Here is a 13,175-nt window from a genome sequence, read left to right as displayed (position 1 = left end):
CACGATAGGCTTTGCCAGAGCAGATGATGAACAATACTTGGCGACCAAAGGGAGCGAAGTTTCCATACAAGAGAATCACCAGCAAGTAATGACTTCATGAAAGTACAGAGAAGGATAACCAGAAAGAACCATAGCACGATAAGCTTTACCAGAGTATCGTTCATTTTTTATATTACTATTTAGTATGTTTTCCTTTTCTTCTCTTCCAGAAAAGGAGGGATCCGGCTGTGCCTGTTATAAAAGCACCTAGTCCTTGTCCCAATAAAGAAGTTTCTGTACCTGTATTTGGTAATCTTCTTTCAGAACGAGTATTTGGTAGTTTACTGTTTGTAGGAGCTGAAGTTGTGTCTATTTTTTTACTTATGACAACAGTTGTTCCTTTTTCCTCAAGTTTCTTCTTAGGTTCTACTAATGCTGCTGGTGCCTCGGTTAGCTGGACTGCAACAGGTGCTTCTAGTGTATTAGGTTTAGTTGGTGCAGTAAGCTCAATTGGCTGTTCTATCGGAGGTATTACCGGATCAATTATTTCTGGTGTTACAATTTCTGGAATAATTGTGGTGTCAACGATGGGAGCTTTTTCAAATTCTTTAGGTTGTTCTAAAGGAGCTATATCCTTAACATCTTCCAAGTCGTCTAGTGCAACAGGACCATTAGGATGGCTGCTTTCCTCAGCTTTTTCACTATCTAATGCCACATTTGTTACATCATCAGAAATACCTAATTCTACAATTGAATCCAGAGGAGTAGACACACGCTTTTCTGTTAGAGTAGGTAAATTAATTCCTGTGATTGGTTCAATTATTTTAGTTGAAGCAACAGCTGGCGCAGATACTGGATTAGGTTGTTTTGCTCCATTTTGTACTTCCTTCGGCATATTGATTCCTACAGGTTTTGTAGGAGTCAAAGACATATCAGGAACTTCGGGAATTTCTGGAGCATTAATTTTTTTGAGTACTAGCGTGTCTAATTCAGTTTTAATTGTTTCTAGATTAATAGGTGGAAGGATGACCTCTCCAATCTTAGATTGTGCGGTTACTTTCCAAGGAGTTGCTGAACCTGAAACAACATCTTTTATCCATTCGTAGAGAGAGACACCTTCGCTATAATGAGTTGTATAGAAATCATCTAAATTTATTTCATAAGTAAATGTCATGATTCTAAGATTTGAAGTAGCGTTGGCCGAAATTTTATCTGAGTTTTTGGGTGGCTCAACATTATTTCCCGTTGCTAAATTGAATTCTTCAATAGCGGTAGCCATGGTAGAATTGGCTGCTTTCCACTTATTAGAAACACCTTTTAGGTAGTCAACATACTTCCCAAGTTTATCAATTGCTCCACCTGTAATTGACTTATAGGTTGATACAAATTTATCCTTTTCTTCAGATGTATTTAATGATTCTAAACGTTCAGTTGGATAGCCAATAGGAGCAAAATCAAGGTTTCCTGTGGTGTTAATAATGTCAAGCCAAGAATCTAATTCTTCGTTAGGATCTCCAGCATTTCCTTTAGACCACCCTTTAGTGTATGCATCGAAAGCCTCAGAATAGTTTTTGTATGATTGGTAATATTGCTGATAGGCGCTAGCACTGTTTTTATTAGTTTCCATCACCTGTTCAGCTTCCGCAATATAGTTCATTAAAGTAGTTTGAAAATTTTCTGGTCCATAAATAAGGTCATGAACGATTTCTGGTTTAATAGAACTAGCATTGTAAAGCTCATTTTTAGTTTGATATTCTTCAATGATTGGCCAGGACTCATTTAAAGCTTTAGTTAAAGCTAGTTTAGCTGTGTCATATTTCGTTTGCCATAGTGCTAAATCAGCAGGAATATTATCAAGGTTTTCAAATGTAATGTTATCAGCTGGAAAGTCATTAAGAATGTTATCCATTCCCATTTTGGCAGCATTGATTTCACTTGCAGCAGTAACAGCTTTCTGATAAGCATCAAGTGCATCTTCGTAGGGTTTTCCAGCTGTAAGGAAGCTTTCTTTTGCAAGATCATACTTGGTTTTTAGTTTAGTAAAGAGTGCTAGGGCGGTATCATAGTCTGCATTAACAGTGTTTAATTTTCCGTTAGCTATTTTATAGTCAGCATCAGCCACTTTACATGCACCATTGGCGGCATCGTATGCTTTACCAACCTCCTTATACTTTTCATGAAGTGTTTTAAATGCATTTTCTGATTCTGTATACTCTTTTGAAACAGCCGTGAATTCTTTTTCGTGGACTTGTTGCTCATTTTTCGCTTCGCTTAATTTAGTCAAAGTCGCGGTATAAATTTCTAAAGTTTCGCCATATTTAGTTTTTAGACCAGCATAGTAAGCAGCTAGATCTGCATATTCTTCCTCGCGCAGTATAAACGTTTCTTTGGCTTTAGAAATAGCTGTTGTGGCTGTTGTATAAGCCGTTTCAGCAACAATGTATTCGGTGTTTAAATCAGCAAATTGTTTCGTTATCTTATCGTAATTTACTTTTGTTTCAGTGTATTGTGTTTCTAAAGATGTGTATTGTTTTTGGGTTACGTTCAATGTTTCACCTAGTTTGGCGAAAGATGTTTCAGCTATAGTCAGGTCGGTTTTTAGCTTGATTAAATGCTCTGCTAATACGTGATATTCCGGTAAAATAAGATCATATTTGGTACGTGCTGCTTCATATTTTAGCTGCGCATCTTTATATTTTTCGTTCACCTTAAGATAGTTCGTCTCAATAGTCTCGAAAGCTTCTGATCCATTTATAAATTTCTCTGATAGGGCATCATAGGCTTCTTTTAACTGATCATACTGGACTTTTACTTCAGCAGATTCTGTGAGCGCCGCTTGATAGGCGCTTTCTGTTTCAGCATAGACACTCGTTGCTTGTTTGTATTCAATACTGAGTGCATGGTAGTCTTTTTCTAATTGTTGATAGTCAGCAGTTGCTTGATTACATTGTGTTACAAGAGTATCATGCTTTTGTTTGAGCGACTGGTGAGATGCAGCAAACAGATGATAGTCAGCGCTTGCTGTTTCATATACTGTTTGAATTTCTTTAAATTTCGTAGTGAGTAGCTCTCCTTGTTCTTTTACTTGTTGGTATTTTTTGCTTACGTCGATATAGCGAGCATTATTTTCGTTATAGGCTGCTAGGGCGGCGGTATATTCTGCAGTCCCTTCTTTATACTGTTTTAAAATTACCTCTGCGTCTGCTCTTTTTTCGTTATAGATAGTCAAATCAGTTTCATAAGTAGTAAGTGTAGCATCGTATTCAGCTTTTTGTTGATCATAAGCTGTTTTAGTTGTCTCATATGCTTTGGTTTGTTGATCGAAGGTCGTTTTTTTTGTTTCGTACGTTGTGCGTTCCGTTTCATATTGAGTTGCGATTTCTTTTAATTGACTAGATAAAGTCTTATAAGTTGTTTTCGCTTCTTCGTATACTTGTTTCGTAGTAACGTAATTTTCTTTGATTTGATTATACCCCGCTAGTTTTCGCGCATAATCATTGATTGATATCGTTAAATCGGACAGCTGTTTTTCGTAAGCTGTTTTATCAGTCATATAACTTGTGTTCGCCTCATTATATTCTGTTAATAGTTCGTTATATTTTTCAAGGTCTTTATCATAATCAGATTTTACTTTAATATAGTCCGTTTTGGCTGTTTCAAATTCTATTTTTAAGGTGTTGTATACCTGTGTTGCTCCGTTTAATTCTGTTGCTTTGGTATCATAAACTGTTTTTTCAGTATTGTAATTGCTAAGCAGCGTTCCATAAGAAATTTTTTGTGCGTTATAGTTTGTTAGTTGAGTGTTGTATTTATTTTTTTCCTCATTGTATGCTGTTTGAACGGTTTGGTAAGCTGTTGCAGCATCTTCGTAAATTTTTCGATTCGTTTCGTACTTACTTCGTAAATTTTCGTAGAGTATTCTTTTTGCTTCAGCATCTTTGTTCAAGGCTTCATATTTAGCTTGCGCATCTACATACTTTATTTGCTTATCCAAAAAAGTTGCTTCCGCCCTTTGATAAAGGGCTTTTTCTGTTTCGTAAGCCGCTTTGGCTTCATTATAAGTTTCAATATGTGCTTCGTAGCTGGATTTGTTTGTTTCATATGTAGCTTTATGTGTGTTATAAGTCTTAGCCGCTGCTTCAAAAATCGTTAACTGTGTTTGGTAGGTTTCTTTTAGTTCGTCTAAAGTTGTTTTAAGTTGATTTGCTTCAGCATACGTTTTATCAGCTTGGTTTTTATGGGTATCATAGTCTTCTAATGCAGTATCGTACGCTTCTTTTGTATCCTCGTATTCTTTTTTGGCAGTTGTATATTCTTCTAATATACTCTTATAATCTTTTTCCAACGTTGTTTGAACAGATCGGGTCTGCTCAACTGCTGCAGCTAATGCGTGTACTGGGCTACCAGAGCCGATTAGAACCGTACTTGAAAATAATATAAATTTAAATGAACCTTTTTTCCATGAGTCATTCATTAAAGCACACTTACCTTCCTTTTTTGTAATAATGTTAATATAGTAAAAAATCAAAACTTTCGTAAATATAATGATGAACAGTGTTTGTTAGTATAAATCCAGATCAAACAACCCTAACAAAACACTTTTTCATTGTTTAACTTCTTGTCCCGTCGTTGCCTAAAGGGCAGGTTTTGTTTATGTAAGTAAAAAAATTCTCCTTCTTAAAAAAAATAGTAATTAGAAAAAGGCATTATAACCAATCTTTCTATTAATAGTATAACTCTTTTTATAACATATTTGTATTCTTATGTAAAAAATGATAAAGTTTGAATATATAAAGGCTTGAAATATCTTTTAAAGAGGAGCGATAGAGTGAAAAAGAGGAAAATAAATGTATTGATGCTTGTGTGTTTACTAGTACCTATTTTTTTAGGGCCGATAAATGCCTATGGACTAGCTATGGATGCAGAGGAAGTTGAATCAACTAGTGCAAATACCCAAAATTTACTGAGAAATGAACCACTAGACGAAACGAGTATGTCTAGTACACATGTAGAGGCTGTGGAGAAGGAGCATCAACTGTCAAATCTTGAGGCAGAAAAAAAGAATCAACTCAATGTTACATGGGTAGGCGTCGATGGAACAGAGACTAATTATTTGAACGAAATTTTTACACAAGAATATTGGAAAGGGCTATTACGCGTTAGCGGAACTGTTCCAAGGGAAGATCATGCTGAAATACGCTATATTATTGACATGGGTAGTGATTTTAATGGAACATTATCCAGTAAAAATCCTGAAGTAGGTGTACATAATCTACCTCAAAATGGACAATGGGAAATCATCAGTACGTCATTATTAGATGAAGCAACAGAGTATTGTGAAGAAATAGATGTGGTACTTGAAAAAAAAGAGATGAACAATCAGAAAAGTAGTTTCGAATTTAATTCTATTCAGTTAATTTATGGGGAGAGTAGAGAAGAAGTAAAACCATTAACCTTAGTCTTGACTATCCCAACTGAAGAGGAAGAAACACAAAAAATCCCTGAAATAAAACCTGAACAACAAGGATTATCCCCAATTATTCGTGAATTACCAGATATCAAAAATAATAATCAACCTGTAGCCAATCTTTCCATTTCAGAAGTCTACTCTAACCGTACTCCATTGGCAGGTGAATACTTTGATATGACTGTTCGGATCAATAGCGGTAGTATTGGTGAATCAGATGCACCAATTAAAAACACCAAAATTATTGTTACTTTACCTGATACTATAGAAATTATTTCAGTACCAGAAAGTAATGTTTATCAAGTAACCACGGAAAATGTAGGTTTAAATAAACAAATAACGATTAACTATTTAAAAGAGTTATCCGTTGGAAAGATGCTGACACTACCTTTTGGTTTGCGTTTTAAAAGAGGCGTTAGTTTGTCTACAACAACATTGAATGGGTTAATCAAAGTGAGTGCAAATAATGCAAATGGAAAAGAAAAAACGCTAGATGGTATTCACCCAAAAATCAATGAGAGCGTGAATCATTTGATTGCCGAAAAAGATCCAGACGCGGAACCTATAGAGATCCATACATCTAAAATAAAGATCGTTCCTGAATCAGAAGTCGGCGGTGTCAATATTAAAAATGGCAATTTGCATATTGAATTCCCAGCTGAAATTGAGCTCTATAGTGTGACCTATCAAGGAATGAATTATCCTGTAGTTGGACCTGAAAATGGACTTTACAACGTAGTTATTCCAGTTGGAGATATCAATGTTGAAGGTGCAGTGACTACGGTGGATTTAACCTACGAATACCCGTATTCTACAACGGGAATGCCCAAAAATCATGAAATCAAAGCAACTCTGAAGGGGGAACGTTTGGACGGTACATTTGTAAATGATGAGGTCATTTTATCAGAAACAGTGCCATCTTTAGGAGATTTAAGCGGTTACCCTGGCATTAAATTTTTTACAAAAACAGCGCCTAACAGAATGCTTAAAGAGAAAGATCAAACATTGGCTTATACACTTTCATTTTCACCGAAATTGGATATGAGAAATAGTTATTTAGTGGACGATCCTCTCAGAAGTTCAGATGAGATAGATTTTTTTGAAGGTTTCCGCTATCAAAGTTTTTCTTGGTCAGCACAAAAAAGCAAAAATCCGGGAATCACAGGATTGATTAGTACAGAATTATTTTACCAAACTAAAAAAAATAACAACTGGGTTTCGATGGGACCCACAAGTCTAGGCAATACAATTCAAGTATCAAGTTTAGGTCTGGCTGCGGATGATTATATTACCACTGTAAAGTATGTATTTACTTATCAAGGGTCAAAGAACATCCCTAAAGATGCTGGGAAGGTGTCAATTTCAGCAGTTGGTAAAACCATGGAAGGAGTGAAAGATCCTACTCTTTCACTAGTAGATGGTTTGACCAATACGTTGTATATTTACGGTGACCGCAAGCATGCGAATGCATCTGAAAGTGCCTATGAGCCTTTTGTACAAGGTGGCTATGAAGCGAATCAGGATAATAAAAATAATACGCAAACAGCAACGACAATTTTTACAGGTGAAGGTGCATATCCTGGCTATTCTGGATGGGAGTCTCCTTTTTATCCGAGGATCAATGACATTGGTTCAACCTTCAGCTACAAAATTCGTGTCAATAATGTCCTAGGCTCAGGGAAATTGAAAGATCCTATTTTATATATCACTGTACCCTCGAGTATCACCATTGAAAATGTAGCATTAACGAATCCACAAAATGATCCAGATGCGCAAATTGAAATCAAACAAGTGAGTAATACCATACAACTGGTGACGATTCGCTACAATAATGATTGGCGCAACAATGAAAACTATAACGCTGATCACGAGATAAAAATCACCGCAAATGGCTCCAAAAATGTAAATAGCATGGAGGAATTCAATAATTATTTAGTATCAGGAGATGCCAAACAAAATTATGACGGTGGAGCCGACTGGGTTACAGGTGTTCCTGGTGTGGGAAATGTTGTAGCAGCAATGTCGAAAAATCGAGTAGTTCAATTCAATCGTTCAGTTGGGTTAGATAGTAAAATGGAAATTTCCAACAACGGTGCTGATTTTTCTCGTTTTATTCACCTGTTAGATCAACAAGGTACAGGAACAGATGTAACGTATCGACTAACGGTTCCAAACAATGGTAATGTTAAAATCAATGAATTGCATGTCATTGATAACCTTCCGAATCCTCAGGATACCATGACTATCTCAGCGGATGGCCGTCATTCTACGATAGGGGGACAGCTGAAATCAATCACATTAGCTGATGGCTCTTATCTAGATGGAAATTATGAATTATTTTACTCATTAAATACGACAGCTGAAAATAATCTAAGGGAATTAAATAATTTAACAAACGATCAATCTATATGGCAGCCTTGGGATGGTCAAACGCTTTTGGATAAGGCCGTTTCAGCAATTAAAATCATCAAAAAGGATGGATTAGAGAGCAATCAGCTCGTTTCCTTCCGCTTGTCATATCATGTTCCAAAAGCAACAAATGATCTAGAGACACTTTGGAATAGTTTTGCTGTTGGTGGTAGTTATGTAGATGGTACAACCAATACAACTTTAGAAGTCGGAGAACCTGTAAAATCTGGTGCATACCTTGCTGTAGACGAACCAACTAAACAAATAGCAGGCATTCTTTGGGCAGATGAAAATATGAATGGACTAAGAGAAGAGTCTGAGATAAGAATTCCTGATGCTGAGGTTAATCTTTATGACTGGAATAATGATTTGGTTGAAACAACAAAAACAAAAGAAGATGGATCCTATGAATTTAATCGATTGTACAATAAAAAATATCGAATAATAATTAAACGAGTCAATTCAAATTTCAACTTAACAACGTATCAAGCGGGTTCCGATAAAACGATTGACAATGATTTTTTAGAACTAGATGGAGCCAAACAGTACGGAGAAGCTTTTGTTGACCTACCAACAGAAGAAAAACCGCTGGATATTGATGGCGGATACACGGAACCAACTACGATTGATGGATATATCTGGTATGATAGTAATCGTGACGGGCGACAATCGGCTGGTGAAGCTCCTACGAATGATATCACCGTTTCTCTTTATCGAGTAGATAATAATAGACAAAACCTATTTGTAAAAAAAGTTCAAACTGGTGCAAATGGCAAATATTATTTTACAGGTTCAGATATCAAACCTGGAGATTACCAGATTCAAGCAGAGATTCCGGTTGATTACGTCCCGACAATCAAAGGAGAAGGAACGGAAAAACAAGTTTCTAAATTTAATCTTAATGGGAAAACAGATAGTATAAAAGTGACAAAAGGCCGCAATAGTGAGTGGGATTTAGGCTTATTATTAGCGCTGCCGACATATACAAAAATTGAAGGAAAGAAAATTTGGAAAGGGGATAAAAATAAAAAAAGTGAACGGCCTCAATCAATCAAGGTTCAAGTATATCAAGATGGACAAGCTTACGGGAATCCGTTCATAGTAAACTCGAATCAGACAGATGAATGGTCATTTTCGCTAGAAGGATTACCAGAATATAAGGTACAAAGCGATCAAAAATATAGTTATACAATGAAAGAAGTTGATGTTCCGGTAAACTATACAAGTGAGGTCGACCATACAAGCTTAACGATTACCAATACCTATATCGGTGATGATACTGAGAAAGAACCCAATTCCAGTGATACTGAAGAAACGACAGGTGAATCAACGAGTAGTTCAAATAATGCTAGTGAAGAAAAAATAAGCCCAATTGAAGGGAACAATTCTACGAGTTCCTCTTATCCTATGAGCAAAAATTCTGAACGGAATGAAACAAATAGAAATAAATTACCAAGAACAGGTGAACAACCACAAAATTATTATTTTATGGGGATAGCTATATTAATCGGAACTATTGGGATTCTGTTAATGAAAAGAAAATCTCTCGAAAACTTAAAGTAAGAATAGAAAAAGCAATAAAACATGAAAAAATTCATACTTTAAATAAATAGTTGTACTAAATAATCCAAACTTTCAACACAAAATTATCACAATTTCGCGATAATATATAGTCATACCAAACAAACAACCCTAACCAAACACTTTTTCATTTTTTAACTCCTTTTCCCACTCTTTCCCCGAAGAGTGGGTTATTTGTTGTGAATCACTGCGACTGGCTTTGCCAGAGCAGATGATGAACAATACTTGGCGACCAAAGGGAGCGAAGTTTCCATACAAGAGAATCACCAACAAGTTCTCACTTCACAAAAGTACAGAGAAGGATAACCAGAAAGAACCATAGCACGATAGGCTTTACCAGAGCAGATGATGAACAATACTTGGCGACCAAAGGGAGCGAAGTTTCTGTACAAGAGAATCACCAACAAGTTCTCACTTCACAAAAGTACAGAGAAGGATAACCAGAAAAGACCATAGCACGATAGGCTTTGCCAGAGCAGATGATGAGCAATACTTGGCGACCAAAGGGAGCGAAGTTTCCATACAAGAGAATCACCAACAAGTTCTCACTTTACAAAAGTACAGAGAAGGATAACCAGAAAGAAGCATAGCACGACTGGCTTTGCCAGAGCAGATGATGAGCAATACTTGGCGAACGAAGGGAGCGAAGTTACCATACAAGAGAATCACCAGTAAGTTATGACTTCAAGAAAATAAAGAGAAGGATCACTAGAAAAAAATTGATGTTCATTTTTCGAAAGAAGCATTGATCTATCCGCAGTAAACTAAAGATATAAAATGAAGGAGCGGATGATCAATGCTGGAAAATAAAGTAGAACAATTTAGAAAAGCACATAAAAAAGACCAACCACTTGTTTTAATAAATTGCTGGAATGTGGCAAGTGCGACTGAACTAACAAAGAAAACAATCAAGTTGGTTCCAACTAGCAGCTATGCAATGTCTACTCATTATGGTTATCAAGATGGTGAAACAATGCCTTTTACAGAAATACTAGACTATATTAAACAAATGGACCCGATCACTAACTACATCACAGCAGATATCGAATCAGGATATGCCTCAACACTAACAGATCTAGCAGAGAATATAGAAGCGCTTATCGATATTGGTGTGGTTGGCATCAATATCGAGGACAAAAGACCAAATACAGAAGTTTTATATACAATTACCGAACAAAGTGAGCGATTAGATTCAATTAAGCAACAACTCAATACGATAAAAAAAGATCTATTTATTAATGTTCGAACGGATACCTATTTTACTGGAGATATCATTAAAAATAATCAAGATGAACAGGTGCTAAACCAAACGATCCATCGAATCAAAGCCTATGAAAAAACTGGAATTGATGGTATTTTTATACCAGGATTAAAAAATAAAGAACACATCAAAAAAATAGCAAATGAAACCACAGTACCACTCAATATCATGCTGGATATTCATGAGGATTCTATCGAAGAATATTTGAATACAGGAATTTCTAGAATCAGTTTTGGCCCATCGATTTATCTACTTTATAATGAAAATACGAGCAAAAATTTAAACCATTTTTATACTGCACTAATTGCTGATATAACACAATACGAAGAACAAAAAAGCATCGAATTATTCAAAATAAAGTAGAAAGGGGAATGTCCAATGATCAGCGAAAAAGAAAAAAAAGACTATTATCAAGCGTTACTAGCAAAAGATTCAACCTATGACGGAATTTTCTTTGTGGGTATTAGTTCCACAGGTGTTTTTTGCCACGCAACGTGTCCCGCAAGAAAACCGAAGTATGAAAACTGTACATTTTACGAAACAGCAGAAGAGGCTCTTCTATCGGGTTATAGACCGTGCAAACGATGTAAACCGTTATCTTTTCCAAGAGAAATTCCGCCATTCGTTCAGAAAATGGTGGAGCTAGTGGAAAAAAATCCCGAAAAGCGTTGGAAAGACCAAGATTTCGCTGATTTAGGCATTCACTCAATGACTGCGAGAAGACAGTTTAAAAAAGTTTATGGCATGACATTTGTACAATATGCACGTTCAAGAAGAATGGGAATCGCCTTGAAATCAATCAAGAATGGTGAAAAACGAATCGACACGCAGCTGGATGCGGGGTATGATTCTCCCAGTGGCTTTTATGACGCTTTTTCAAAAATCATGGGAAGAAACCCGAAGCAATCACAAGAAATCAAGGTATTATCTGCTGATTGGATCGATACGATTCTCGGACCAATGATGAGCATTGCCGATGATGAATACCTGTACTTACTTGAGTTTGTCGATCGTCGTGGCTTGGAAAGAGAAATCGAACACCTCCGCAATCGGATGAATGCTTCGATCGTTCCAGGAAAAACGAAAATCAATGAACAGATCAAAAATGAATTAGCATTGTATTTTGAGAAGAAGCTGGATGAATTTCAAACACCCTATTTGTGTTTAGGTTCTGATTTTCAGAAAAGTGTTTGGCAAGCATTGACAGAAATTAAACGTGGTGAAACGTCTTCTTATAAAGAGCTAGCAGCGAAGATCGGTAGTCCGAAGGGCATGCGAGCGGTTGGGAATGCTAACGGCGCAAATCAGTTAGCAATCATTATTCCCTGTCATCGGGTGATTCAGACAGACGGGAGTCTAGGTGGCTATGGCGGCGGGGTAGAGCGGAAGAAATGGTTGTTGAAGCATGAGCGGGAGTATCTCATTAGATGAATGACCGTCTAAAAAGCTATATTTGAAACGTTTTTCTAAAATAGGTTGACGTAAAACGAAGATAAAAAACAATAGTAGAAAATAAAAGATTATGAAAGTAACTGATTCTATGTCAGTTACTTTCATAGTTTATTTTAGATTATCTAACAGACTTCCTTTTCCTATATACCAAATATAAACATGAATCTAATAGGAACATCAATCCAATAATACTCTCACTTACTTGAATTTTTTCACCAGTTTAGCGATAATTTTATTTTAAATTATATTAATTAGATAAAAAAGAAATTTTAAGAGGGTTTTCATATTTAAACTTTTTTAGAATGCAAAAATAAATTATTCGATTTTTTTCCATCGTATACCTTATGGTTTATAATCACCGTTGTCTAGATCAAATTGATCTACATATTTTTCAGGATAAAACCACCTGCTTTTTTTGTCCTTGGAATATAAGGGGGGTATCGTTAAAAAATTGATTTAGTAAGTTCAACACAAGATTCCATGAATCTAGTTGTTCTAAAGTAATATATAGTTAGTAGGAAACGGGAGGGTAAGGCAAATGCCGATAATTTATAATCGTTTATGGAAGTTATTGATAGATAAAGAAATGACAAAAAAAACAATTACGTAAAGAAATTGGGATAGGAACGGCTACATTAGCGAAGCTTTCTGCAAATGAAAAAGTATCGATGGATGTTATTGAGAGGATATGTGTGGCTCTTGATTGTCAACCAGGGGATATTATGGAGTTTGTTTTTGAAGATAAATAAAAAAAGACAGAATTAATTTCTTTCGTTGAAATTAACTGGCTCTATACTTTCTGATGTTGGTGAGAAATCACCGGCATCTTTTTTAATACAAAATAATAGAAAAGACACCCTGATATCCTTTAGAATTAAGTCGTCTAAAACCATTCAAAAAGGAGGAAATCAAGATGTCCTACACCAATTTTATCAAAGAAACCTTAGATATTCTAGACTTAAACATTACTTTTAATGAAAATGGCTTAAAAAAAGAACGAATCAAAGGTAGAATCTGTCAGGTCTT

At 35.8% G+C, this 13,175-nt stretch carries 4 protein-coding genes and 1 pseudogene; 4 read left to right on the top strand and 1 reads right to left on the bottom strand.

Going from position 1 to position 13,175, the window contains the following annotated elements:
• Positions 1-175: 175 nt before the first annotated feature.
• Entirely contained in the window at positions 176-4,453 is a 4,278-nt protein-coding gene (locus BCR24_RS08600; protein WP_069640142.1) for an LPXTG cell wall anchor domain-containing protein, read from the bottom strand.
• Between the two features lie 354 nt (positions 4,454-4,807).
• On the opposite strand from BCR24_RS08600, the gene BCR24_RS08595 reads away from it, so the two are divergent.
• The 4 genes and pseudogenes from BCR24_RS08595 to BCR24_RS17410 all read left to right on the top strand — a co-directional run bounded on the left by BCR24_RS08595 (position 4,808) and on the right by BCR24_RS17410 (position 12,898).
• Positions 4,808-9,418 carry an SdrD B-like domain-containing protein gene (locus BCR24_RS08595; protein WP_100630476.1) on the top strand — a complete coding sequence of 1,537 codons (4,611 nt, stop codon included), beginning with the start codon at positions 4,808-4,810 and terminating at the stop codon, positions 9,416-9,418.
• Between the two features lie 814 nt (positions 9,419-10,232).
• Positions 10,233-11,060, top strand: a complete 828-nt coding sequence (locus BCR24_RS08590) for an isocitrate lyase/PEP mutase family protein (protein WP_069640140.1) — start codon at positions 10,233-10,235, stop codon at positions 11,058-11,060.
• A 15-nt stretch (positions 11,061-11,075) separates the two neighbouring features.
• Entirely contained in the window at positions 11,076-12,128 is a 1,053-nt protein-coding gene (locus BCR24_RS08585) for a bifunctional transcriptional activator/DNA repair enzyme AdaA (RefSeq protein ID WP_069640139.1), read from the top strand.
• A gap of 559 nt (positions 12,129-12,687) precedes the next feature.
• Positions 12,688-12,898, top strand: a pseudogene (locus tag BCR24_RS17410) (helix-turn-helix domain-containing protein).
• The last annotated feature ends 277 nt before the right edge of the window (positions 12,899-13,175 follow it).

This window comes from Enterococcus ureilyticus, from assembly GCF_001730315.1.
Lineage (GTDB): Bacteria > Bacillota > Bacilli > Lactobacillales > Enterococcaceae > Enterococcus_L > Enterococcus_L ureilyticus.
Note: the sequence above shows the minus strand (reverse complement) of the source record. Positions and strands in the feature narration are given on the sequence as shown.